The sequence below is a fragment of the Fibrisoma montanum genome, from assembly GCF_003583365.1.
Classification (GTDB): Bacteria; Bacteroidota; Bacteroidia; order Cytophagales; family Spirosomataceae; genus Fibrisoma; species Fibrisoma montanum.
The window spans coordinates 585,570-608,904 of record NZ_QXED01000002.1 but is presented as its reverse complement, the minus strand read 5'-3'; the positions used below and the strand labels follow the sequence as shown (position 1 = coordinate 608,904).

Annotated in this window: 25 protein-coding genes; 12 read left to right on the top strand and 13 right to left on the bottom strand. The window is 50.9% G+C overall.

Features of this window, described 5'->3' with window-relative positions:
- Positions 1–13 precede the first annotated feature (13 nt).
- The 5 genes from DYU11_RS08295 to DYU11_RS33795 form a co-directional block, all read right to left on the bottom strand.
- Entirely contained in the window at positions 14–1,339 is a 1,326-nt protein-coding gene (locus DYU11_RS08295) for a hypothetical protein (protein ID WP_147367906.1), read from the bottom strand.
- Positions 1,293–2,801, bottom strand: coding sequence for a Dyp-type peroxidase (locus tag DYU11_RS08290; protein WP_119667181.1), 1,509 nt, complete (start codon positions 2,799–2,801; stop codon positions 1,293–1,295). Before DYU11_RS08290 ends, DYU11_RS08295 begins: the two co-directional genes overlap by 47 nt.
- A 12-nt stretch (positions 2,802–2,813) precedes the next feature.
- Positions 2,814–3,155, bottom strand: a complete 342-nt coding sequence (locus DYU11_RS08285) for a hypothetical protein (RefSeq protein ID WP_147367905.1) — start codon at positions 3,153–3,155, stop codon at positions 2,814–2,816.
- A 79-nt stretch (positions 3,156–3,234) separates the two neighbouring features.
- Positions 3,235–4,380, bottom strand: a complete 1,146-nt coding sequence (locus DYU11_RS08280) for an alpha/beta hydrolase (RefSeq protein WP_158600246.1) — start codon at positions 4,378–4,380, stop codon at positions 3,235–3,237.
- A 104-nt stretch (positions 4,381–4,484) separates the two neighbouring features.
- Complete coding sequence (locus DYU11_RS33795; protein WP_119667178.1) at positions 4,485–5,681, bottom strand: PKD domain-containing protein; 1,197 nt, start codon at positions 5,679–5,681, stop codon at positions 4,485–4,487.
- Between the two features lie 200 nt (positions 5,682–5,881).
- Between DYU11_RS33795 and DYU11_RS08270 the strand changes: the two genes are divergently transcribed.
- Complete coding sequence (locus DYU11_RS08270; protein ID WP_119667177.1) at positions 5,882–7,855, top strand: tetratricopeptide repeat protein; 1,974 nt, start codon at positions 5,882–5,884, stop codon at positions 7,853–7,855.
- Between the two features lie 9 nt (positions 7,856–7,864).
- Here DYU11_RS08270 and DYU11_RS08265 read toward each other — a convergent pair whose 3' ends face one another.
- From DYU11_RS08265 to DYU11_RS08255, 3 genes are all read right to left on the bottom strand, one after another.
- A complete protein-coding gene (locus DYU11_RS08265) occupies positions 7,865–8,212 on the bottom strand; it encodes a hypothetical protein (protein WP_119667176.1) in 348 nt (115 codons plus the stop codon).
- Between the two features lie 34 nt (positions 8,213–8,246).
- Positions 8,247–8,888, bottom strand: a complete 642-nt coding sequence (locus tag DYU11_RS08260) for a response regulator (RefSeq protein ID WP_119667175.1) — start codon at positions 8,886–8,888, stop codon at positions 8,247–8,249.
- A 309-nt stretch (positions 8,889–9,197) separates the two neighbouring features.
- Positions 9,198–9,650, bottom strand: coding sequence for a PaaI family thioesterase (locus DYU11_RS08255; protein WP_119667174.1), 453 nt, complete (start codon positions 9,648–9,650; stop codon positions 9,198–9,200).
- A 128-nt stretch (positions 9,651–9,778) separates the two neighbouring features.
- On the opposite strand from DYU11_RS08255, the gene DYU11_RS08250 reads away from it, so the two are divergent.
- From DYU11_RS08250 to DYU11_RS08225, 6 genes are all read left to right on the top strand, one after another.
- Positions 9,779–10,552, top strand: coding sequence for a phosphosulfolactate synthase (locus DYU11_RS08250; RefSeq protein ID WP_119667173.1), 774 nt, complete (start codon positions 9,779–9,781; stop codon positions 10,550–10,552).
- A 50-nt stretch (positions 10,553–10,602) separates the two neighbouring features.
- Positions 10,603–11,256, top strand: coding sequence for a DedA family protein (locus DYU11_RS08245; RefSeq protein ID WP_119667172.1), 654 nt, complete (start codon positions 10,603–10,605; stop codon positions 11,254–11,256).
- A 92-nt stretch (positions 11,257–11,348) separates the two neighbouring features.
- Positions 11,349–12,095 (top strand): shikimate dehydrogenase family protein, encoded by a 747-nt coding sequence (locus tag DYU11_RS08240; RefSeq protein ID WP_119667171.1) that lies wholly within the window; start codon positions 11,349–11,351, stop codon positions 12,093–12,095.
- A 51-nt stretch (positions 12,096–12,146) separates the two neighbouring features.
- Entirely contained in the window at positions 12,147–12,431 is a 285-nt protein-coding gene (locus tag DYU11_RS08235) for a putative quinol monooxygenase (RefSeq protein WP_119667170.1), read from the top strand.
- Positions 12,432–12,527: 96 nt separating this feature from the next.
- A complete protein-coding gene (nagA, locus tag DYU11_RS08230; protein WP_119667169.1) occupies positions 12,528–13,706 on the top strand; it encodes an N-acetylglucosamine-6-phosphate deacetylase in 1,179 nt (392 codons plus the stop codon).
- Between the two features lie 39 nt (positions 13,707–13,745).
- The gene (locus DYU11_RS08225) at positions 13,746–14,414 is read left to right on the top strand and encodes a Uma2 family endonuclease (RefSeq protein WP_119667168.1); all 669 of its coding nucleotides are present in this window, start codon (positions 13,746–13,748) and stop codon (positions 14,412–14,414) included.
- Here the strand turns inward: DYU11_RS08225 and ribD are convergent, their stop codons facing one another.
- The gene (gene ribD / locus DYU11_RS08220) at positions 14,415–15,440 is read right to left on the bottom strand and encodes a bifunctional diaminohydroxyphosphoribosylaminopyrimidine deaminase/5-amino-6-(5-phosphoribosylamino)uracil reductase RibD (RefSeq protein WP_119667167.1); all 1,026 of its coding nucleotides are present in this window, start codon (positions 15,438–15,440) and stop codon (positions 14,415–14,417) included. It lies immediately after the preceding gene.
- Between the two features lie 137 nt (positions 15,441–15,577).
- Between ribD and prmC the strand changes: the two genes are divergently transcribed.
- The 3 genes from prmC (at position 15,578) to msrB (ending at position 18,062) form a co-directional block, all read left to right on the top strand.
- Positions 15,578–16,426, top strand: coding sequence for a peptide chain release factor N(5)-glutamine methyltransferase (gene prmC / locus DYU11_RS08215; RefSeq protein ID WP_119667166.1), 849 nt, complete (start codon positions 15,578–15,580; stop codon positions 16,424–16,426).
- A 107-nt stretch (positions 16,427–16,533) separates the two neighbouring features.
- Complete coding sequence (locus DYU11_RS08210; RefSeq protein WP_119667165.1) at positions 16,534–17,508, top strand: AAA family ATPase; 975 nt, start codon at positions 16,534–16,536, stop codon at positions 17,506–17,508.
- A gap of 38 nt (positions 17,509–17,546) precedes the next feature.
- On the top strand, positions 17,547–18,062 hold the full coding sequence (gene msrB, locus DYU11_RS08205; protein ID WP_119667164.1) for a peptide-methionine (R)-S-oxide reductase MsrB: 516 nt from the start codon (positions 17,547–17,549) through the stop codon (positions 18,060–18,062).
- 6 nt (positions 18,063–18,068) lie between these two features.
- On the opposite strand, the gene glgP is transcribed toward msrB, so the two are convergent.
- From glgP to fumC, 4 genes are all read right to left on the bottom strand, one after another.
- The gene (gene glgP, locus DYU11_RS08200; RefSeq protein ID WP_119667163.1) at positions 18,069–19,727 is read right to left on the bottom strand and encodes an alpha-glucan family phosphorylase; all 1,659 of its coding nucleotides are present in this window, start codon (positions 19,725–19,727) and stop codon (positions 18,069–18,071) included.
- Positions 19,728–19,905: 178 nt separating this feature from the next.
- Positions 19,906–20,058: a hypothetical protein gene (locus DYU11_RS08195; protein ID WP_158600245.1), complete on the bottom strand. Its 153-nt coding sequence runs from the start codon at positions 20,056–20,058 to the stop codon at positions 19,906–19,908.
- 153 nt (positions 20,059–20,211) lie between these two features.
- Entirely contained in the window at positions 20,212–20,778 is a 567-nt protein-coding gene (locus DYU11_RS08190; RefSeq protein WP_158600244.1) for a class I SAM-dependent methyltransferase, read from the bottom strand.
- Positions 20,779–20,964: 186 nt separating this feature from the next.
- A complete protein-coding gene (gene fumC, locus DYU11_RS08185) occupies positions 20,965–22,365 on the bottom strand; it encodes a class II fumarate hydratase (RefSeq protein WP_119667160.1) in 1,401 nt (466 codons plus the stop codon).
- A gap of 135 nt (positions 22,366–22,500) precedes the next feature.
- Here fumC and DYU11_RS08180 point away from each other — a divergent pair, with 135 nt between their 5' ends.
- Positions 22,501–22,941, top strand: coding sequence for an Xre family toxin-antitoxin system antitoxin (locus DYU11_RS08180; protein WP_119667159.1), 441 nt, complete (start codon positions 22,501–22,503; stop codon positions 22,939–22,941).
- A 71-nt stretch (positions 22,942–23,012) separates the two neighbouring features.
- Entirely contained in the window at positions 23,013–23,333 is a 321-nt protein-coding gene (locus DYU11_RS08175; RefSeq protein WP_229365735.1) for an RES family NAD+ phosphorylase, read from the top strand.
- Positions 23,334–23,335: the final 2 nt, after the last annotated feature.

Genomic DNA, 23,335 nt, shown 5'->3' with positions numbered 1-23,335 from the left:
TTAATTGAGTGAATTACGGAGTCAGGATTTTACGTTTGCCCAGGCTGAGCGATACGGCAACGAACCACGACGGTCGGAGAACAGATTCGGTCACATCTTCAATCTTCGTATCATTGTAGACAGTACCCACCGTAAACTGGCCTTCTTTTAGCCGATCTACTCTTAAATAACTTGCTCCTGTAGATACGATGACCTTCTGCGACCTACCCATTATAGCGGAGATACCCGCCAGAAATCCTAGATTAATATCAGTCAACTCCTTAACATTTGCATTAACGCCAAACGTCCCGCCCCACGCTACGCCCTTGTATCGCCTTGGATAAACGTGCATCATAGCCGACACGGTTGGTGTAACAACGTTGAATAATCCAGGTTTAGTTTGTTGCTGGAGTTTATTTGTAGCATCAAAGAAGTATCGATTATCAGCGGTAAAGTTAAAAACAGGCCCTGCGCTGAAATCTACCTTCAGCCCACTATCCACATTGAAAGCATCAGGAGTTGGAAATTTTTTGTCGTCAATTAGAATTTCGAATTCAACCTCATCAGCATCGCCTGCCCTGCCAGTCAGTTTTAACGGCAGGGATATAACTTCATAACTACGGGGATCTGTCGCTTTTGCATATAGATCTTTTATGTCAAACAAAGTTTCCTGATATTGTTTTTCCAGCAACCTGTAATCTTTTTTCACCTGATCGAAGGCGTTCATAATCCGGGCTTCTTTGTCTTTGTCACCGGCAGTACGAGCAGCCTGAATTGCCGCCTGATACTGGTTGTAGACTTGATGATAAGCTTCTTCAAACTCCTCGTAATCAGCCTTCAGATCACTGATTGTGGTGGTGTTAATGCTCCGATCATTTAAAGCTGAGCGCATGACCGAATCATTGTAAAAACTTTTGTCGGCCATCGTTTTTGCGAGGTGTTCTTTGAGCAACAACGCTTCCTCAATTTTTTCGGCTTCTTCGTAATAGGTGCTGCATGAATCGACTAACGTGTTCAAGGCTGCTTTTAGTCCGGCCTGGGCTGTGTTTTTCTGGACGTCAGCCATCTCCTTAACTTGGTCTTTGGTATTCGTTAATTCCTTTTCAGTATCAATCTTGACGTTGAACAAGGTAGCTAACTGTGCCGGTATTTCGGAGGTCATGCTGATGGCCTGACCATTGATAATCACTTTCTGCGCAAAGGGATTGATGTTGATGATCCGGTAACTTACCATAGCACCATGCCGAACAAAATTGATTTGTGGACTGTATGCTCTTGTATGATAATCATACGTGACTGTTTGCGCCCTAAGTTCAGCTAACGAACTCAGCATTAGCAGCAAGGTGAGGAGGTTTTTCATTTTGCTTATTAATTTTTATGGTGTGAATATTTTTCAAAAAACTCATACTCGGCGCGAAGAAGTACTCGCCCCCTTTCATGTGGACAAACTGCTCGAATGAGGCCGATTCAGAGCTGCCTGACTCTCCCCAATCGGTTGCGAAGCGGCCGGTTCGGGTTCCCTGTCCCTGGCCGATGATGGGGTCAATTCCATCCAGTTCATCATTGTCGAAGTTTGGGAAACTGGGGTTGTTTACCCAACTTTTTTGAATAAACTCAAACTGCTTAACAATACTGGCCTGGTAGCTCATGAACAGCAACCCTACACCATCCTCAGGTTTGGCAGGAACCGATCCATCGTAAAGGTCCTCAGATCGGGTGCCGTAGGGAATGCCGCGCCGGGCCATGATGTGTTTTTTGGCTTCATCCATACCGCCACCATTCAGGCCAGATCGTGGGTTTGATTTACGGATATGGGCGTGGAACGGGCACCTGGAAAAATCGGCTATATTTCCCTTGTCGTCTTTATAATCGAAATTATTCCACAAGGCGCTGTGAATTAATCCTTCTTCCCCACGAAGTTGAATGGGCGTACCATCTTCAAAGCGCCCCACCAGCAAGGCACCGGCTCGTTCTTCGTCTTCGCCCGTTAGCCTTAACTGGTGAGCAAGCTTTTCTTCGGCTCGTTTGAAGCCTTTCACATCCTGCTGTAATTTCCGGAATACAAAGTAACTGCCCAGTGCATTGGCATCAGGCGCAAGAGGATCCTGTATCAGCACGAGTTCTTTTTTTGCGCGGGGATCAAACTTAATATCAGGTCCATTATCGCTCTTAATATTGTTATTGGCTTTATACGTCTCCCATTCGTCCTCAAAAAATAGAGGTTGCGATACGCCATCCACGTAGCCAAAATGCTCAATGCCTGCTCCTTCTTCGTTGAAAAGAGCCTTTCCATACTCAATAGTGGAGATATTGGCAAAAGCCCCAACTTCCTGCTGAACGTCTGTAACTGCTTTGACTAGTTCTTCGGCATCAGCATGAGCCAGCAATAGCATGAAGTGATTCTCTTCTGCTAATCCAGTATCCCAAGTTCCTGAGTCCGGGTCGTTAAGCTCAGCCTTCTTCATTCCATTACGAAATGACTCGTCGGTGAAGCTAGACTTAACAGTCTCGTCAAATAAGTAGGCGTAACCAGCCGCGCTGATATGGATACAGGCAAAGAGACCCGTATCCGCTTTTCCACCGCTCTCCTTGAATACCGCATTGTTCCGCAACTGAGCGTAGGCGGAGCGGACGATAGCTCCGTCGCCCTCTACCAGGCTGTTCAGCCAATCTTTAGCCCGGCCTTGCCGGCCGTCATCGCAGCGGATAAACACGTTGGCCGTATGATGACGCCCGTGCGCTTTGAGGATATTACCTTGGATTCCTTCAAACAATTTCTGATTCTCGTCAGATGGATCGAATTGATTGAGCAGCTTTGTCATGGAAGAAACGGTTTAATGGTTAGGTAAAAGCTTCTTGAAAATACCTTCGATAAAATCAGTACCGGCATAACCGGCGGCTACGATAGCCAGTTGTACGTCCTTGCTGAACTCGGCATCCGTGCGGCTCAGGTTTGCTAGACAACCGGCAATGAATCCAATAAAGAGTGATAGCCAAAGCTTTCGGCTGTCAAACAGATCGTCGTAAACGGTTTTCGCAGCAGGAGCTGGGGGAGCTGCAGCTTCCTCCTGAGCTACCGTTGCAGCCTCTTCCTTTAATTTTTTTAATCCAATGATCACCCGGATACCCTGTCCAATAAGGCCAAGTATACCGGCAAGAAGCAGATTGATAAGCACAGATTCATTCTCCATGATTGTAGAAGGTTTATTGGTGTGACATCATGATTCATACAGAAAGGGTTGATCCGCCAATCGTTTATTCGCCATCCGCCGGACCGACGTATGGCGGACTAATCAGGCGCAGACCGCTTCGACCAGTCCTAAAGACCTGCTCGATGTCGTTAATTATCGTTTCATTCGATAGATAGGACCAGTGCTGAATCAGTTCATTCTGATCAAATTCCAGAAGATTCGTCAAAAAAGTATCAGTATCCTGCGACGGTACGTCGGTGATATCGATCTCGTGAACGTCGGCGGCCAGTGGTGGCGACGTATTACGTTTGAAGCCTACCCGGCCCAGCCGGTTCTGTAGAAACTTAGCCGACGACGCGACCAAGGCCAGATCACGTCGGTGGTAGTACACATGCACCCGCTCGCACAGGTCAATCAGAAGATTCATGGGGTGATCTACTTCAAAGGCATCGTATGGAACATCAGCCCCCATCAAAATGGCCTGCCTAAACGTTTCCCGACGGCTGAGTCTTTGTTCTTTAAGCCGCTCAAGCATGTAGTACAGCACCTGATTACCCATCGAGTGGCAAAGCAAATGAATGGACCGGTGGCAGGGCTTTGCGGTAGTTGTATTAAAAAGCTCGGCCAGGAAATCATGAAGCCGCTGATACACACGGGCCAGGGCGTAGCCGGACACCCGGGCATCGTGCTGATCGTCGAGGTACCGCAGCAGGCTTCGGCGGGCCGGCCAGGTAAATGTTATGATCGTCTGAACGTTGGAGCCAGGCTTAACGTACCGGGTATGTAACAGCCGGATTGTTGTCAGGGTCACAGCCAGGTTACTCCGAAATCCGTGGATAAAGAACAGTACGTTCCCGGCGTTGTCATCTTTCAGAGTTCGAAATACCTCCATAAATACCTGATTTGACCCCGATAAGTCTTCTGCTGCTCTGGCCTTACCTTTGCCCTCGAGCTGCTCAGGCGATTTGTCGGAAGCAGACAAGATCGTTCCGCTAAACATTTCGATCACCGGTGGCGTGATCAGATCAGGGACCAGTTCAACCGTACCCTGATCCTCTACGTTATCGGGATCAAAGGTGTACCGAGCGAAGCGAAACGAGATACGGGCGTCATCAACGGCCCGTTCCCGACCACCAGGGTTGATCACTTCTCTGCCGTCGATGAGATCAATCTGACGGTTCGTAATCAGGTAATGTGTAACGGTTGCCATGAGAATGTTAATTGATGTGGACACTCGTTTGCCGACCAGATCAATGGACATAATACACTGATCTGGTCGGCGCAATTATCTCTAAATCAAGCACAATATGTTGATTATTCTTTTGGATAAGCGCATTTGTTTTTAATAAAGTCCGCGATGGGCATCGCATAGATTTTGTATTTACCGGTGCCGGCGCATACGTAGTTGTTCAGCACCTGATTTGGCCTCATTCCCGTATCAAATGTGCCGTCCGGATTACATGACCAGGTTCCATCGGAGCGTTGGATGCACACAACTACTTTCACATTAGAGGTACACGTATTTTTCCATTCAACCTCGACACTGTTGCTGGTGCCACATCGGGTACCTTTTACAGCCTTCGTGACGGTAATACACTTGGTAGCGGAGTTCCAGTCGCAGGTGCTGGGCGCGGTAGTCGGAAAATCCAGGCGTAATGATTTACATTGACTGGCCGTGATAGTTATGTTTCCCGACCACTTAACTCCCGTGTTACTTTGAGCCGTATAAGCATAGGTACCCGGCGGCCGCGTCACGGTCACGCTGTTGCCACAGGCAGGTGCTAATGTGAAATAACTGGTTATCTTGCCTGCAGCCGACCCGTCAATGGCAACATCAATGCTACTCCAGCCACTTGATTTGTCGGTCCAGAATACGAATTGTCCGGTTGTCGATGCCGCTTTTTCAACAACCACATTTTTTGACACTTCAGAGGAGCCGTTTGCATTGGTTGCAGTTAATTTGACAGTGTAAGTACCTTCTTTGGCAAATTGCTTAGTTGGATTAGCTACCGTCGAGGTTGTACCATCACCGAAGTCCCATCTGTAACTGCTGGCGTTAGTCGATAAGTTGGTGAAATTCATATTCACGGGTGCGATCAGATTCGATGATGGAGAATATGAGAAATCGGCCACAGGTTTTGGGTTAGGGGGCGGGGTGGTACCAGTTGAGGGCTTATTTATAGTGACTGTCTGGCTGTATGTATCCGCACCTCCGGGACCGGTAGCTTTCAGTGTGATCGTGTACGTACCTTCAGAATTGAATGTGAGAACAAGGTTTTTATTTGTTGACGTTTGATTGTTGCCAAACGTCCAGACGTACTCAGTTGCGTTTTCCGATTCATTAGTAAACGTTACCGTCACGGGCGCAACTAAATTAACCGAAGGGGAAAAGGTAAAATACGCTTCGGGCACCGGAGTCGGTTCAGGGTCTTTTGTACACTGCCCTGCAACAAACAGGAGTGAAAGGACAGGCAACCATACGGTTAGAAAAGGCATACCGGGCTTATTCATAGCAAAATTCGGTTGGTGTGGTTAACGAACTAGACAAACGCCCGGACGATACGTCGGGTTGTTTGATAAGCACAAAGATTAGCTAACCACCGCTTACTATAAATCCCTGATTGCTATTATTTTATATCCTTAAATTTGAGGATATACATACTTTGAAATGCGGCCAGACTACGTAAGTTTGTTCGAAATACCACACTCTTATGAAAAGACTGTTATTCGCATTGTGCCTGCTTGCCAACGCAGGTCTTTGCCAGACGCACCGGATTGACAGCCTGAAGCGGGTATGGAACAACTTGCAGCATCAGCCGCAGGTATATAGGTTCGACACATTGCGCTTTCAGGCCATAAAAGCGCTGATGCGAGCTTATATGAACACAAATATGGATTCCTCCCTATACTTTAATGATATATTGATCACATTGTGTCACAAGCCTGGGCTACAAAAAGAGCTTATTTATGCCTATCAGTATGCTGGCTATATTCATCAGCTAAAAGGGGATCATTATTCATCTATCCAGCTAAATTACAAAGCCTTAGTATTAGCTGAAAAGCTAAAGCAGCACGAACGGGCAGCAACTTCACTACAGGGATTGGCTCATGCCTATACTAGTTTAAAAGATTATACAAGAGCCATTGAGCTATGCCGGAAAGGACTAAATATACTCCGGCAACACCCCGATTCATACGTTCAAGCTTCTGTTCTGAACACGTTAGGTGCCGTATATCGTGAGCAAAATAGATTAAACGAAGCTCTCAGTATTAACCAGCAATTATATAAACTGGCCAAAGCTGAAAAGCATATATGGTATGAAGCTCAAGCTCTTCATATTATTGGCTGGATCTATAAAGACATGGGTAACATAACTAAAGCTGTTACATATTATGAAAACGCCTTGATAATATCCCGCCAACTAGGTAACGTTGATTTAGAAACTTCTATATTATTGCACGTAGCTGATATAAACTTTGTTCAAAAAGACTGGTCAAAAGCACTTAGAAACTGCTACAATGCGAGACGTATAGCACTACGTACGAAGAACAGTAGTATTGTTGCAGAAGCTGATGAAATCCTTTATAAAATTTTCAAGCAAACAGGTCAGGCTTTTAAAGCACTGAAAGCCCACGAAGATTTTGTTTTACTGCGAGATAGTTTATCGAAAGAGAAGACGAAGCAAAGAATCGAAATGTTGCAGGCTCAATACGATAACGTGCAAAAGACAAATGCACTTCAACAGGAAAGGGTGGAGAAATTGAAGCAAATAAATAGAAGTCAGCGATTAATCCAAATTCGTAATGTACTTGTGCTTGGAACCTTTACTACTCTGCTCATTGCGGCCTTGCTTTTATGGAATAATCGTAACCTGCAATCCAAAAACCAAGAAATAAATAACCAGCGGGCATTGCTGGAAGCTGCAAAGGAAGAACTAGCTCATGTTAATAAAACACTGGAGTTCCGCGTGGAAGAGCGTACAGCAGAACTCATTCAAGCTAATCAGGAATTAGTCCGAAAAAACGAAGAAATAAGAGCAGCTCTTTACAAGGGGCAAACGCTTGAGCGAAAACGCGTGGCAATTGAACTACACGACAACCTGAGTAGTCTACTCAGCGCTGTCAATATGAGCATTCAGACGATAAATCCACAAAGTCTTTCTGGCTCTGAACAAGACGTTTATCAAAATATAAAACAACTTGTTCAAAGTGCTTATTCTGAAGTGCGAAACATTTCGCATAATATTCTTCCTGCCGAACTTGAACGAGAGGGGCTTGTCGCAACACTCAACTCCTTAGTAAGTCGCTTAAACCATAGTTTATTAATCCGATTTTCACTTGACATAGTAAATTTAAACGATCGATTACCGGTAGAGATTGAATTTAATGTGTACAGTATCGTCCTGGAGCTACTTAACAATGCAATTAAACACGCCCAACCTACTTCGGTTACGATTGGTTTGGTTAGAACTCAAATTGGTATAGAATTAACAGTTATGGATGATGGAATTGGCCTGGGAAACTCCCAACCAAAATATGGAATTGGTCTGCAAAATATTCAAACACGACTTGATTCTCTCGGAGGCACATTTGATGTTCTACTATCTGCTATGAAAGGCACACATATACACATAAAAATTCCCATCGAAACTGTTCGAATCGATGGGAATGTAAGAATAAATTGACAACACTATTTAACGACTAATATCTTCCTCCGGATTACTTACAGTACTACTGGTCCCACCTGGTTCGCCAGGTGAGTGCATGAACGGGTCAAAAGGAATCAGCTTATTATCCCCTGGCTGAATAACAGTAGATATCCCGCTCGCTAATACTTTATCCCGAGCTGTTGCATCATCCTTATCATCAGTCTGTATAAAAGCATTTGTACTCATTATCCTAATTGATACACTGTCAATTGTCAATACATCTGTGATCGACTCAAACGTTCCTTGATGGCGTTTAATTGTTAGTTTTCCATCTGTGGTTAATTCAATTAATACTGGAAAATCGAGTTCAAAATAAGAATACTCAGCAGCCATAGTTTTAAGTTGTTTTAAAAGTAGGACAATTTGATTAAACAAGTTGATATTTAATAGCATACTTTACTAACCCGATCGTCGACTGTACACCCAGCTTCTGCATCAGGTGCTTCCGGTGGGTTTCAACCGTAGTTGGAGCAATGAATAGTTTTTCGGCAATTTCAGACCCTGAATACTCCTGAGCAATCAGTTTTAGTACGTCCAACTCCCGTTTAGTAATCGTTATTTTATCCGGTTTGCCTGAGTCCGGTACCAGTTCAATACTGGTTTCACCGGCCAGTTGCATCAGCACTTGATCGCTGTAAAATTTATGCCCTTTGTTAATCATGACTAAGGCTTTTTCCAGTTCGCTCCGGTCGGCGCTTTTTAGAACGTACCCGTCGGCTCCGGCGCGAATGGCTTCTTTGATGGCATCAGGCTGGTCAGCCACGGTCAGCAAACAGATTTTTACACTGGGAAATTGGTCGCGAAGTTGAAGTGTTAATTCAATGCCGTTCATAATCGGCATCTGCAGATCGGACACCACCAGGTTAATATTTGAATCCAGTTCAAGCGCTGTCAGAACCTGCCGCCCATTCGTATGCTTCGAGACAACCTCAACGTCCTCGATACTCGCTAGTAGCATAGCCAAGCTGTCTAATAGGATCCGGTGGTCTTCAACAACAAGAATACGCATGGTGTGGTGTCTTAACGACGAATCGGTTGCAATCTGATAAATAAAAAAAGCAAAAACAATAACCTAAAAATCAACTTTTTACTATTCCTTCAGCGATTACATACTGGTTGTTTATAAACTACTGTTTAACGGGCGCCACAACAGCAAAGCCGGAAGAAACCGGCTTTGCCGAGCAAGCGCAGGTCTATGGTGTGGAGAAACGAACACTGTAAAGGTCTAAACTTCGTCCCTTCCATACCATCCCATATTCCAACGATTTTGTATCCTACAATCTAAGGATATTACTTGCATCGAGACGTCAATAATCCGTTAAACCGGCAGCTTTACCGATGTCTGGAGCAGATTCGTGGCGCATTTGGCAACGAGCGTTCCGTCGGCGGCCGTGATCGTGGCTTCGCAGTGGATGACGGTTCGGCCCGCCCGCACGATCCGGGCCGTTGCCGTCAGGATGTCGCCCAGCCGGGCTGCACGCAGGAAATCAACGTTCAGGTTAACCGACGTATAGGCGTACTCGCGACCCAGGGCGTATACCGTCATGCCGACCAGTTCGTCCATAATGGCCGCGGCTGCTCCCCCGTGCAGCACGCCGGTCGGGTTGGTCATTTCTTCCCGAACCGCATACGTAGCGACCATCCGGTCGGGCTCAACGGCCTGCAGGGTGCCGTGCAGCCAACGACCAAACGGAGACGGACTGTGTTCGGTCGACTGCCCGATGAGTAAGCGGAAGGCGTCCAGGCGCGGATTCGATGCTGTAGATTCCATAGGCGCCAAAAATAGTATTTAACTAAGCTAAATGGTCTCCACATGCTATTATTTATGGACTTTCTTGCGAGGTTTTCAGCAGTTATACTACTTTTGGGCGATTTTTAACTTGCTACTACGTATACTGAATGAATTATACGCTAACTCAGATACCCGATCGCACCGCCAAGCCTCGTCAATTCGGATTAACCATGGCCATGGACAAGGGCCTGAGCCTTCGGGAAGCTGAAGACTTCATGTCGACCTCGGCGGCTTACGTTGATATTGTTAAACTGGGCTGGGCTACGTCGTTTGTGACCCCGAATCTGGCCGAAAAAATCCAGATCTACAAGGAAGCCGGTGTTCCCGTCTACTTTGGTGGTACGCTCTTTGAAGCCTTTGTCATCCGGAATCAATTCGACGATTACCGGAAACTGCTCGACAAGTACGATCTCGAATACGCTGAGGTGTCGGATGGCTCCATCGATATGAAGCAGGACGACAAGCTTGCCTATATTCAGAAACTGGCTACGCAGGTAACGGTACTGTCGGAGGTTGGCTCGAAAGATGAAGCCAAAATCATTCCGCCCTACAAATGGATTCAGCTCATGAAGGCCGAACTGGAAGCCGGGGCCTGGAAAGTAATCGGCGAAGCCCGCGAAGGAGGTACCGTCGGTCTGTTCCGGTCGAGTGGCGAAGTTCGTCAGGGGCTGGTAGAGGAAATTCTGACGCAGGTGCCGTTCGAAAGCATCATCTGGGAGGCTCCGCAGAAAGAACAGCAGGTTTGGTTCGTTAAGCTTCTGGGGGCAAACGTGAACCTGGGCAACATTGCTCCGCATGAATCGATCCCGCTGGAAACCATCCGGCTCGGCCTGCGCGGAGATACGTTTATGCACTTTCTAAATGGTAATGGTCAACACTAATCGTTGCCGGGCGTGCGCCTTTCAGGCGTCATGATTCGCAACAAAACACGATGGAACTATTAAAATCGCTTCTGGATTTTCTGCTGCACCTCGATCGGTACCTCGACGCGTGGGCCAATAACTACGGGATCTTGCTCTACGCGATCCTGTTCCTGATCGTCTTTACCGAGACCGGGCTGATTGTCATGCCGCTGCTCCCGGGCGATTCGCTCTTGTTTGCAGCCGGCGCACTGGCCGCCCGCGATACCAATGAACTGCGGGTGGAGGTGATCATTCCCCTGCTGATCATCGCGGCTCTATCGGGCGACAACGTCAACTACGTGGTCGGAAAGTTTCTGGGAAATCAGATCAAGATGCGCGAACGAATCCTGTTTTTTAAACGGGAATACATCGCCGAAACCGAAAAGTTTTACGCCAAATACGGCGGGCGCACGGTGATCATCGCCCGGTTTATCCCGATCGTACGGACCATTGCGCCTTTTGTGGCCGGAGCCGGGAGCATGAACTACGGTACGTACATTAAATTCTGCATCATGGGCGCGGTGCTGTGGGTAACGAGCATCACGCTGGTGGGTTATTTCTTCGGCAACTTTCCGTTTGTTCAGAAAAACTTTGAGCTGGTGGTGTTCGGTATCGTTGGCCTGTCGGTGATGCCGATTCTGGTCGAGGTGCTGAAAAAACGGCTGCGCCGGACGCCAGCATAACTTACGGTTTCGCCTTAGTGGCCTGTTCAGCCCCGCCATCTTATGATCGGCGGGGTTTTCTTTATCCACGCAAATCTGTGTAATTCGCGGCTATGAAGCGTTACGGACTCATTGGCTACCCCCTCACCCACTCCTTCTCCCAGCGGTACTTCACCGAAAAATTTGCCCGCGAAGGCATCTCCGACTGCCGCTACGATCTGTTCGAACTCCCCGACATTACCGCGTTGCCAGACATCCTGCAAATGCCCGGTCTGCGCGGCCTGAACGTCACCATCCCCCACAAACAGGCGGTGCTGCCCTACCTTGACCGCCTGGATGCTTCGGCCGAAAAAGTAGGCGCGGTGAACGTAATCCGGCTCGAACCCGATGGTACACGCACCGGTTTTAATTCGGATTATTACGGTTTCCGGCAGTCGCTCGACGACTGGCTTCAGGGGCTTGGGCGCATGACCAGCGGACTCAAGGCGCTGGTACTGGGCACGGGCGGTGCATCCAAAGCCGTTACGGCCGCCCTGGCGGATCTGCAACTACCGTTCGTGATGGTGTCCCGCTCTAAAACCGATACGACCATTTCCTATAACGACGTACCGGACCTGATCGCCAGCCACCAGCTAATCATCAACTGCTCGCCGGTAGGTACGTACCCACACGCCAGCGAAGCGCCGGCTATCCCCTATCATCAACTCACAGACCAGCATTTGCTGTACGACCTGGTGTACAATCCCGCCGAAACCCGTTTCATGCACTACGGTCGTGAGCGCGGGGCCGCTGCGCTCAACGGTTTGCGGATGCTGGAACTTCAGGCCGAAAAAGCCTGGGCTATCTGGCAGCGTGAGTAGAGACCGGCCGACAACTTACTTTGCCCTGTACAGACAACCCCGACAATTTTTATGGCCCTAACCGTTTTTGCCGTGATCATCGCCCGGCCGGGTGCCGAAGCCGACCTCCGCAACGGACTGTATAACCTGATTCCGAAAGTACGCGAAGAAGACGCGTGTATCCTTTACGAACTCTACGAGAGCGCCGAACACCCCGAGCGCTTCATCATGTATGAAATCTGGACCGACGAAGCCGGGCTGCAGGCCCACAACCAGATGCCGCACATGCAAGAATTCGGCGAAGCGGCCCGGCCCTGGCTGGCAGCTCCGGTCGAACTGATCAAGCAGGAAACGTAGTAGTTTCTACGACACTCCATCGAATTCCGGCGGTTATCTGGCCGCGGTTTCGTAAACTTGGCAACCGGTTTTTGCCCTGCAACCGGTTGCTTTTTTATGACCTCCTCCGACCTCATTGTTGCCAACGCTACCGTATTTACCGGTTTCGAATTCATCCCAAACGCCTTTGTCCGGATCGCCAGCGGCCGGATTCAGGAGGTTACGACCAGCCCGCTTTCCGGGCAGGACACCATCGATTTCCAGGGGGATTATCTGGTGCCGGGGTTGGTTGATCTCCAGCTCTACGGCGGTTCGCACCGGTTTCTGAACGAACAACCCACCCCCGATACGGTCCGGCACATTTACGAAACGCACCTCCGCAACGGCACCACGACGCTGCTGCCTACGATCAACTCCACCTCGCTGGACATTATGCAGCAGGCTACGTCGGCAGTGCAGGTGGTGCGTCAGGAAAACCCGTTTGGCGTGCCCGGTATCCACATCGAAGGGCCGTATTTCAACCCGATCAAGCGCGGGGCCCACAGTTCCGTTTATGTGCGAACGCCCGCTGAAGGGGAACTCGAAGCCCTGTTCAGTACTGATGCCGACGCGATCCGGATGCTGACGCTGGCTCCCGAAGTGCTGACAACCGAAGAACTTACCACTATCCAGCGGCTCAAACACCCGAACACGCTGCTGTCGCTGGGGCACTCCAACGCTACGTATCGGCAGGCTACCAGCGCACTGAACAACGGCATTCCCCTCGCTACGCACCTCTACAATGCCATGCGGGGTTACGAAAGCCGCGAGCCGGGGGTTGTCGGGGCCGTGTTTGACCACCCGACGGTGCGGGTCAGCCTCATCGCCGACGGGTACCACTGCGATCCGGCTACCATCCGCATTGCCCACCGGTTGCTCGGCGACCGGCTGTTCCTGATTTCGGATGCGCTGTTCGCCAACGTTCCCGGGCTCGACGGCCCCCGCCCGGAGTTTTCGCTGGGCGAATTCGTAGTGCATTACGAAACCGATCCCAACGGTCCGGGTCGCTACGTCAACTTTGAAGGAAAGCTGGCCGGCTCGGCCATTACGCTCCTCGACTGCGTACGGGTGTGTGTCGAACGCGTCGGCTTATCGCTGACCGATGCCCTGCGAAAAGCCACCGCCATCCCGGCCGAGATCATTAGCTTAGGCGATACGCTGGGGAGGATTCAGCCCGGCTACGTAGCCAATCTGGTCCGGCTGGATCAAACGTTGACGGCCATGGGCGTGTGGGTTGAAGGCAAACCTTTACTCTGAGTGAATCGTTTTGTATATTAGAGTTTTTACCACCGTACTATGCATCACCCTATAATTGAACAAATTCTGGAGTACCCCGACGCTTATCTGATTATGCAGGAAATCCAAGCTGCGCTGGCCGAAGAACGTAAAAAGCGGGAAGCTTTTTACAATGACATCACCGATGAATACAAAGTTGAGTTTATCAACGGTGAAATCGTTATGCACTCGCCAGTGAAGAAGTTTCATAATGAAGCGACTGGGTTATTATTTCAGCTTGTCAATGTATTTGTTCTAAGAAATAAGTTAGGCTTTGTTGGTATAGAAAAAATCATGACGGCCCTAACCCGTAATGATTACGAGCCGGACATCTGCTTTTTTGGCAATCAAAAAGCCGCATCCTTTACGTCTACTCAAACCTTGTTTCCGGCTCCCGACCTTGTTGTTGAGGTTCTCTCAGACAGCACAGCCAAACGCGACCGGGGCATCAAATTTGATGATTACCAAGCTCATGGTGTTGAAGAATACTGGATTGTCGACCCCGATCAGCAGTCTATTGAACAATACCACCTCGTAAACGGAGCTTATGAGTTAATCCTGAAGGCTACCGAGGGCCATATTCGTAGTTTTGTACTGCTGGGCTTTGTAATACCCATTCAGGCAGCTTTCAACGAAGACGCCAATATGCAAACGATGACGTCTATTCTACAAAGTCAGTCGCCAGCTTAGCTAAGGCCGGTAAATACTCAGCTCATCATCACCAATCTGCTCCCGGTTTGCCAGCTTACCCGTTACGACCGGCGCCTTAACGCCACCATTGAGCAGCATTGGGCTCCTGAACACCCGCATCTCATCCCACAGGCCGGCGTTAATGAACGATTGCAGCAGGGCCGTCCCGCCTTCGACCAGTACAGACTGAATCCGGCGTTCGAAGAGATCGGTCAGTAGCTGCGGCAGAAACGGTTTGTCAGGACTGAGCTGGATGTAGCTCGTCTGACCGACCGTTTCATGTTTGATGAAATTGTAGCCGAGTGTCGGCTGGGTGTTGTCAAACAGATTCAGGTCAGCGGACAGGGCGAGCTGCTTATCAATTACGATGCGCGTCGGGTTACGCCCCGGGACGAGCCGCACGTTCAAACGGGGGTTGTCGGTACGGGCGGTGTTGGTACCCACCATGATGGCGTCTTCTTCGGCCCGCCAGCGGTGAACGAGCCGCTGACTCAACGGCCCGCTGATCTGTACGGGTTGTCCGCCCGCCCCGGCAACAAACCCATCAGCCGTTTCGGCCCATTTAAGGACGATATACGGCCGTTGTTTTTCCATGAACGTAAAGAAACGAGCATTCAGCAACCGGCCCTGGTCGGCCAGCAGTCCGGTTTCCACTTCAATACCAGCCGCCCGAAGCTTCGAAAACCCCTGCCCGGCCACCAGCGGATTTGGGTCGTCGTTGCAGCAGATCACCCGCTTCACCCGCTTCTCAATCAGCAGATCGGCGCAGGGCGGCTGCTTGCCGAAGTGTGAACAGGGCTCCAGCGTTACGTAGAGCGTGCTGTCGGGCAACAGGAGTTCCCCCTCCGGGCTGAGCGATCGGACTGCATTTCGTTCGGCATGGGCTTCGCCGTATCGCTGGTGCCAGCCCTCGCCGATGATCCGGCCCTCGTGTTCGATCACGCAGCCAACCATTGGATTTGGGCTGACCGAACCGCGTCCCAAGGTAGCCAGTTCGAGGGCGCGGAGCATGAAGCGTTCATTCATAGGCAGGGGAATCTTTTTGTAAGGTTTTAGTCGTCAATTTTTTGGGAAATACACAGCGCCCAAAACCGGTCACGGTAAACCGTAAACCGAAAACTTCTTTAGTTTTACACAAAATTAATATTACCAGACTGAATCGAATGGCGACGGCCAAACCACTATATCAACAACTCACGCAACAAATAAAGGGGTATCCGCCCGAAGAAGCCCGGGAGATGGCCTTTATGTTACTGGATCATTACTTCGGCCTGCGCAAGACCGACGTACTGACGGATAAACCTTTACCACCTAACCGGACCGAGCCGGACTGGTCGCAGATCGTGAACCGGCTCAACCGCCAGGAACCCATTCAGCACGTTATCGGCACGACGATTTTCTGCGGGCTGGAGTTTGAAGTTTCGCCCGATGTGCTCATTCCGCGCCCCGAGACCGAAGACCTGGTCCGGCTGATTATGCACGACTTTACCGAACGCACGGATTCCGTCAAGATTCTGGACATCGGTACCGGCAGCGGCTGCATTGCCGTCACGCTGGCCCGGTTCATCCCGCAGGCCGATGTGATGGGCTGGGACGTATCCGACGAAGCCCTGGCTATGGCCCGGCGCAATGCCGATCAGCTCAACGCCGACGTTACGTTCGAAAAACAGGACATTCTGAACGTAACAGACGCCGAACTGCGCAAATTTGACTGCGTGGTGAGTAACCCGCCCTATGTCACGCGGTCGGAAGCGGCCGCTATGGATCGCAACGTACTGGATTATGAACCCGGACTGGCTTTGTTTGTCGACGACAACGACCCACTGGTATTCTACAAAGCCGTCGCTGATTTTTGCACCCGTCACCTGACGAAAGACGGGGCCTGTTACGTTGAAATCAACGAACGTTTCGGCGAGGCAACCCGTCAGGTTTTTGAGGAACGCGGCTTCCGGCAGATTCAGGTGTACAAAGACATCCACGGGAAAGACCGCAGCATTCGGGCCACGTTTTAGTTCCTGTTTAATTGATTTGTAGTGAGTGGTTCGTCATTGACCGGCGTGTCGTAGTGGCGGTGTTAATCAATGGCAAACTACTCACTGCAAACTACAAACTACAACCAATGCAAGCGACGACATTTACATACCATACAAAAATCCGCGAGGTGTTCAACGAGATGAGCCAGATTGTGGTGGGGCAGGATCGCCTGCTCAACCGGCTGCTGATCGGCCTGTTCACCGGCGGTCATATCCTGCTGGAAGGGGTGCCCGGCTTGGCCAAAACACTGACCATCAATACGCTGGCGAAGGTGTTGGACCTTGACTTTCAACGGATCCAGTTTACACCGGACCTGCTGCCTGCCGATCTGATCGGCACCATGATTTTCAACCAGAAAACCGCCGAGTTTGAGGTGAAGCAGGGACCCATCTTTGCCAATCTGATTCTGGCCGATGAGGTAAACCGGTCGCCGGCAAAAGTGCAGGCCGCCCTGCTCGAAGCGATGCAGGAAAAACAGGTGACCATCGGCGAGGAAACGTTTGTACTCGACCGGCCGTTTCTGGTGCTCGCTACGCAGAACCCCGTAGAGCAGGAAGGTACGTATCCGCTGCCCGAAGCCCAGGTCGACCGGTTCATGATGAAAGTGTTCGTCGATTACCTAAGCAAGGAAGATGAACTGGAGGTGATGCGCCGGATGTCGAACATGAACTTCGACTATGAGGTCCGGCCCGTGCTCGACAAAGAGGATCTGGTAGCCATCCGGGATGAGATAAACGGCATCAATATCTCCGAAACCCTCGAACGCTACATCATCGAACTGGTGTTCGCGACGCGCCGACCGATGGAGTATAACCTCCGCGACGAAGCCCGCTACATTCAGTTCGGCGTATCGCCCCGGGCCAGTATCAACCTGAACCTGGCCGCCAAAGCCCTCGCTTATTTCGACCGGCGCGACTACGTATTGCCGGAGGACATCAAGGAGGTGGCCCCCGACGTATTTAACCACCGTATCATGCTCAACTACGAAGCAGAAGCCGACGGTGTGTCGACCTTGCAGGTCATTGATTCCATTCTGCGAAAGGTAGCGATCGGTAGTTGAACCTGACGGCCCGGTGGTTCTGTTTGGTAGGTAGAGCTATGAAACAGAACCGCTTATTCCTGCTGATTGCCCTACTGCTGGCGGGAGGCTTGTGGGCCTACGGAACGTTTTTTGCCCTCCCCCGTCTACCCCACCGCCGACCGGCCGACGCTACGTCGCCGGGCAACCGACGGGTTGAAAAAACGGATGCGGAATGGCGGAAGCTGCTGACCTGGTCGCAATACCGCGTGATGCGGAACCGGGGAACGGAATGGCCTAACAGCAGTCCGCTCACGCACGAACACCAAGCAGGGACGTATGTCTGCGCGGGCTGTCGCAACCCGTTATTTGCATCACAAACGAAGTTTGAATCGGGTACGGGCTGGCCGAGCTTCTATAAACCTCTCGTTCCGAATGCGATCTATACCGAGCCCGATGGAAATCGGACCGAGGTACGCTGTTCCGTTTGCGACGCGCACCTGGGCCACGTATTTGAGGATGGTCCTGAACCCACCGGCCTCCGCTACTGCATGAATGGAGTAGCTATGCTTTTCCGTTCAGCTACGGCGCGTTAACTCGGCTCACCGGTAGACCTGTTCATAATACTCCTCCGCCATCCGATTGGCCCCAAAAAAGGCGTTCACGTCGTTCATGCTGCGCAGCACCAGAGCCTGCCAGTCGGCCGGACGCTCGTAGTACATCGGCAAGATTTCGTCTTCCAGCAGAGAAAACAGGTGATCGCGGTCATGGGCATCGCGGGCGTAGTAGGGCAGCTCAGGATCGGCTGTGGGTACCAGAAAACTGTTTTCGCCGGGTTTTGCAAACTCCCGGATCCAGCCATCGTTTGTCGAGATGTTTACGGCCCCGTTCATGGCGGCCGTCATACCGCTGGTGCCCGATGCCTCGCGGGTCACGATGGGCGTGTTGAGCCAGCCGTCGGCTCCATCTTTCAGCAATTTTGACAGCGCCAGTTCGTAGCCGGTCAGTACGGCCATGTTCGGGAACAGGTGACTCAAGAAATAGAGTCGGTTAAAGATTTCGGTAGCTCCTCCATCCATCGGATAGGGCTTACCCGCCCAGATCAGTTGAATCGGATACTTCGTTTGGTTCAGCAGCCGTGCGAATCGATCGGCATCTTCGGTCAGCAAATCAGGGCGTTTGTACGCGGCAAACCGGCGCGCCCAGACCAGCGTCAGTACGTTGGGGTCGAACAGCTTACCGACCTGGTCAGCCACTACCTGAAACAGGGGAGCTTTCAATTCTTTCTTACGCTCAGCTATGGCGTCGGCATCCCCCGCGAGTCGGGCGGCTTCGATGGCCGGATCGGTCCAGTACCGCTGGTTCTGGGCGTTGGTCACGTGAATGATGGGGCAAATCCCGTCGTAACGACCCCACATCTGCCGCGACACCTCGCCGTGGAGGCTGGAAACGCCATTGGCCAGTCGGCTTAGCCGCAGCGCCACGAGCGAGTGGTTGAACACATCGTCGTGGATGCCGCTGATCTCCCGCACCATCGGCAGCGGCAGTGCTCCGAAGAAGCCCATGTCGTTCAGCAGGTTGATATCGTGTTTTTCGTTGCCGGCCTCCTCGGGCGTATGGGTCGTGAACACCAGTTTTTCGCGGACCTTCTCCACCTCGCCGACCTGCTGAAACAGATGAAAAGCCGCCGGTAACGCGTGGGCTTCGTTGAAGTGAAATACGTCTGGCGCAAAGCCGAGCGCATCGACCAGTTTTGCGCCCCCCAACCCGAGCAGCATGCACTGGGCGATTTTGAGCCGCACGTCATTGTCGTAGAGCCGGTACGAAATCAATCGGGTAGCCTGGTCATTGCCGTCAATGTCGGTCGTCAGAAAAAACAACGGCACCGTCTGAAACGTATCCGGTTTCAGATAGTAGGCCCGCACCCGCACCGGCCTCCGGAACACTTCGATCGTAAATTCAATGCCGGTGTTTTCGAGAAACGAGTAAATCTTCTCCCGAAACTGCACGTCCATGGCGTTATCGGTCTTTCGGATCTGATCGTAGTAGCCGTACTTCCACAACACGCTGACACCGATCAGGTTCTGACCCAGTTCATAAGCGCTTTTCATGTGCGATCCCGCCAGAAAGCCCAGGCCACCCGAATAGGTTTTGAGCGCCTGATCGACGGCGATTTCCATGGAGAAATAAACAACGGGTTTCGAGAAGCGGGGGCTAACCGGATACGGCACCTGAAACGGCACAGGGAATGACGTGTTCATTAGAGAAGGGGCTGGGAAGCTGAGTTTTAGGAACGAATTAATCTCTGTTCACTCAAGTTTACTTAAATCCCGAACAAACAAAAAGCCAGGAGCAAAATCTCCCGGCTTTTTAGCTATTTGATTAGGCAAACTGATGTACTAACTTTTTTTCCGGCTCCTCGAGAACTTCACACTACCCTCAGAAAAGCGAGATCACTTCGTGACCGAGGGCGCTGAGCTGCTGAAAATTGCCCGGTTCAACAACGTAGTAGCGCTTGTCGGGACCATAGGTGATGCACACACCCGTTGGCCGGTCGTCTGGCAGGGAACTTGTGAAACGCAGAGCGCTCATCAGGCTGTCGAAACAGGAATAGTTGCTTGAAATCGTATGCGGTCGTTCCATCTGCTTTTCTACTGTAGTTTTGTAGAGTAAATATGACAAGCCGATGTTAAAGCGAACTTAAGGATGCCTTAAAGCTCAATTAAATAAAACGTGTCGGTCGCATTACCGCAGCTGATACTGAAATACCACTCCCCCGCCCATCTTCTGGCTGATGGCTGTTTTATTGACAAGCCGAAAGCCGTTTGCATCAAGTAAAGCGTGGAGGGTTTTCTCGGTAAAAAATGTTTTGTGACAAACCGGATGTGTACGGTTCGGTCGTTTGGCAATCAGTTCCTCAACGAAAAAACTACCGCCGGGCTTTAGGTTGGCCCGGATACTTTGCAGCATCTCCGAAGGTCGGGTAAACTCATGCAGACTGTGCTCAGCGATGATTTTGTCGAACAGTTGCGCCGGCAGGTTTGTGTTGGTTTCGCTTCCTCTGATAGTCAGAAACGTAGTGTTGCAGTAGGTGCGGCCTGCGCGTTGATAGATCTGCTGCACATTGGATTCCAGTACGTGAATATCAAGTCCAGCCACATCGATATCCTGCAGGTAGAACGACAGGCTATCGGCCATCAGGGAGTAAACAATCTCATTGTAACCTGAACCAGCGCCGATACTGGCTATAACTTCACCTTTTTTAAAATCGTAAACGGAACGATACGTCTGCAATCGTCTGTCCAGGTCCATAGACAGTAGTGTCGTCTTGCTGGCCGTAGTATCCTGAGCCAGTAACTGCGTCTTACTGAAACATCCACTTACTATCAGTACGACGACAAACAGCGGTAAACGAAGCATTGATACCTCCCGAGAAATCTAAATGATGAGATGTCAGGCACCGGGCCTGACATCTCATCAGCCAACATAAGTCTCAACTTACTTAATCTCACCCACCATATCGCCCGGCACAACCCACTGATCGAATTCTTCGGGGGTCACGTAGCCGAGCTGAACGGCCGTTTCCTTGAGCGTCGAGCCGTTTTTATGGGCCGTCTGCGCAATTTCGGCGGCTTTGTAGTAGCCAATCTTGGTGTTCAGCGCCGTTACGAGCATCAGCGAGTTGTTAACGTGCTTCGTGATGTTTTCCTCTATTGGGCGTATCCCTTCGGCGCATTTGTCGTTGAACGACACGCAGACGTCACCGATGAGCCGGGCCGAGTGCAGGAAGTTGTAGATCATCACCGGTTTGAATACGTTCAGCTCGAAGTGGCCGGTCATACCCCCGATGTTGATCGCTACGTCGTTGCCCATGACCTGCGCGGCTACCATTGTCATGGCTTCGCATTGGGTTGGGTTCACCTTACCCGGCATGATGCTGCTACCCGGCTCATTGTCGGGAATGAAGAGTTCGCCAATGCCCGCCCGCGGACCGCTCGACAGCATCCGGATGTCGTTACCGATCTTCATCAGACTGGCTGCTACGGTTTTCAGCGCGCCATGCGCTTCGACAATGGCATCATGAGCGGCCAGGGCCTCAAACTTGTTCTCGGCCGTGACGAACGGCAGCCCCGTCAGGTCGGCAATGTGTCTGGCTACGTTCTCGGCGTAATTCGGGGGCGTATTGATACCCGTTCCCACGGCCGTACCACCCAGCGCCAGCTCCGACAGGTGCGCCAGCGAGTTGTTGATGGCCCGCAGACCGTGGTCGAGCTGCGATACGTAGCCCGAAAACTCCTGCCCTACGGTCAGGGGGGTGGCATCCATGAAGTGCGTACGACCGATCTTCACTACGTGCATGAAGGCCTTCGCCTTGGCATCGAGCGTATTCCGCAGCTTGGTAATGCCTGGAATCGTTACGTCCAGCAGAATTTTGTAGGCGGCAATGTGCATGGCCGTCGGGAACGTATCGTTCGACGACTGCGATTTGTTGACGTCGTCGTTCGGGTGCAGAAACTTTTTCTCGTCGGTCAGCTGCCCCCCTTGCAGTACGTGTCCACGATACGCCACCACCTCGTTGACGTTCATGTTCGACTGCGTGCCCGATCCGGTCTGCCACACCACGAGCGGAAACTGATCGTCGAGCTTACCTTCCAGAATTTCGTCGCACACACGGCCGATCAGCTCGGCTTTGTCCTGCGGCAGCACACCCGCGTCGAGGTTAGTCAGCGCGGCCGCTTTTTTGAGGTACGCAAACGCCCGGATGATCTCGCGGGGCATTGTATTGATGTCCTGGGCAATCTTAAAATTTTCGATGGAACGCTGGGTCTGGGCACCCCAGTACACATTGGCCGGCACCTGCACCTGGCCCATCGTGTCTTTCTCGATTCTATACTCCATGAATTGACTGGATGAGTTATGGACTAATTGAATTGAGGGCAAAGGTATTAACAGCGCCGTATTTTGACTACACGATTGAATTATTACCTTTGACGAGCCGTTATCAAATGACAGAAATAAAACTATCAATTGGCTATGCAGGTTTCCATTCGTAAAATAATTGAAGGCTTAGGCGGTGATCGCTTTATCAGCAGGCCGGTCCGCCATGAGTTTGATCTTATGGAAGTGGCCAAAGAAGGCTTACCAATGGAATCGGTTGCTTACCTGCAGACTAATTTCGGCTTCACGAACAAAGAAATGAGCCACATTCTGGCAATTTCTGAGAGTACCTACCAACGCCGTATACGCGCTAAGTCAAGGTTAACACAGGACGAGACGGAGAAGGCTATTTCTTTATCGGAACTGTACGCTAAAGGCATCGATGTATTCCGAAACCAGGCCGATTTTGATGCGTGGCTCCAAACAAAAATTCCTGCCATGGGGAATCAACGCCCGATTGATATGCTTACCTCGATGCTTGGCCGCCAATACGTCATGGATGAGTTGAATCGCATTCTTCACGGTATATTCTCATAAGATTTCAAAGTCAGTCCCCTCGAAAAACAGAGACTGGCAAACTGCGTGCTGGGCGCGATTAGTTTTACCGCATGATTCTTTATCGAATTGCTGATGACCGCTACGCTACTGACCTGAACGGTACGGGTGGATTGTTTGCTCCGGGACGCTGGCACCGACGCGGAACACCGCTTGTTTATCTAACCGAGCATGTGTCACTAGCCAAGCTGGAGGTACTGGCTCACTCGCCGGCGTTGCCCCGGGGAAGAGCATTGGTGACGGTAAGCCTGCCAGATGATTCATCCATATTAATCAAGGAGTCAGCGGAGTTGCCCGACGGCTGGCAGAACTGGCCTTATGTGGACGAACTGGCCGACATAGCTGAGCAGTGGATTCGAGAAGGTAAGCACTAGAT

Bases quoted from the DNA above. Each gene is read 5' to 3' on its own strand.
- nagA (WP_119667169.1), top strand. From the start codon at position 12,528: ATGACCTCCTCCGACCTCATTGTTGCCAACGCTACCGTATTTACCGGT.
- DYU11_RS08265 (WP_119667176.1), bottom strand. From the start codon at position 8,212: ATGGCTGCTGAGTATTCTTATTTTGAACTCGATTTTCCAGTATTAATT.
- DYU11_RS08240 (WP_119667171.1), top strand. From the start codon at position 11,349: ATGAAGCGTTACGGACTCATTGGCTACCCCCTCACCCACTCCTTCTCC.
- DYU11_RS08250 (WP_119667173.1), top strand. From the start codon at position 9,779: ATGAATTATACGCTAACTCAGATACCCGATCGCACCGCCAAGCCTCGT.
- DYU11_RS08295 (WP_147367906.1), bottom strand. From the start codon at position 1,339: ATGAAAAACCTCCTCACCTTGCTGCTAATGCTGAGTTCGTTAGCTGAA.
- DYU11_RS08270 (WP_119667177.1), top strand. From the start codon at position 5,882: ATGAAAAGACTGTTATTCGCATTGTGCCTGCTTGCCAACGCAGGTCTT.
- DYU11_RS08255 (WP_119667174.1), bottom strand. From the start codon at position 9,650: ATGGAATCTACAGCATCGAATCCGCGCCTGGACGCCTTCCGCTTACTC.
- DYU11_RS08210 (WP_119667165.1), top strand. From the start codon at position 16,534: ATGCAAGCGACGACATTTACATACCATACAAAAATCCGCGAGGTGTTC.
- glgP (WP_119667163.1), bottom strand. From the start codon at position 19,727: ATGAACACGTCATTCCCTGTGCCGTTTCAGGTGCCGTATCCGGTTAGC.
- DYU11_RS08195 (WP_158600245.1), bottom strand. From the start codon at position 20,058: ATGAGCGCTCTGCGTTTCACAAGTTCCCTGCCAGACGACCGGCCAACG.
- DYU11_RS08245 (WP_119667172.1), top strand. From the start codon at position 10,603: ATGGAACTATTAAAATCGCTTCTGGATTTTCTGCTGCACCTCGATCGG.
- fumC (WP_119667160.1), bottom strand. From the start codon at position 22,365: ATGGAGTATAGAATCGAGAAAGACACGATGGGCCAGGTGCAGGTGCCG.
- prmC (WP_119667166.1), top strand. From the start codon at position 15,578: ATGGCGACGGCCAAACCACTATATCAACAACTCACGCAACAAATAAAG.
- DYU11_RS08235 (WP_119667170.1), top strand. From the start codon at position 12,147: ATGGCCCTAACCGTTTTTGCCGTGATCATCGCCCGGCCGGGTGCCGAA.
- DYU11_RS08225 (WP_119667168.1), top strand. From the start codon at position 13,746: ATGCATCACCCTATAATTGAACAAATTCTGGAGTACCCCGACGCTTAT.
- DYU11_RS08280 (WP_158600246.1), bottom strand. From the start codon at position 4,380: ATGGCAACCGTTACACATTACCTGATTACGAACCGTCAGATTGATCTC.
- DYU11_RS08260 (WP_119667175.1), bottom strand. From the start codon at position 8,888: ATGCGTATTCTTGTTGTTGAAGACCACCGGATCCTATTAGACAGCTTG.
- msrB (WP_119667164.1), top strand. From the start codon at position 17,547: ATGAAACAGAACCGCTTATTCCTGCTGATTGCCCTACTGCTGGCGGGA.
- DYU11_RS33795 (WP_119667178.1), bottom strand. From the start codon at position 5,681: ATGAATAAGCCCGGTATGCCTTTTCTAACCGTATGGTTGCCTGTCCTT.
- ribD (WP_119667167.1), bottom strand. From the start codon at position 15,440: ATGAATGAACGCTTCATGCTCCGCGCCCTCGAACTGGCTACCTTGGGA.
- DYU11_RS08180 (WP_119667159.1), top strand. From the start codon at position 22,501: ATGCAGGTTTCCATTCGTAAAATAATTGAAGGCTTAGGCGGTGATCGC.
- DYU11_RS08175 (WP_229365735.1), top strand. From the start codon at position 23,013: ATGATTCTTTATCGAATTGCTGATGACCGCTACGCTACTGACCTGAAC.
- DYU11_RS08190 (WP_158600244.1), bottom strand. From the start codon at position 20,778: ATGGACCTGGACAGACGATTGCAGACGTATCGTTCCGTTTACGATTTT.
- DYU11_RS08290 (WP_119667181.1), bottom strand. From the start codon at position 2,801: ATGACAAAGCTGCTCAATCAATTCGATCCATCTGACGAGAATCAGAAA.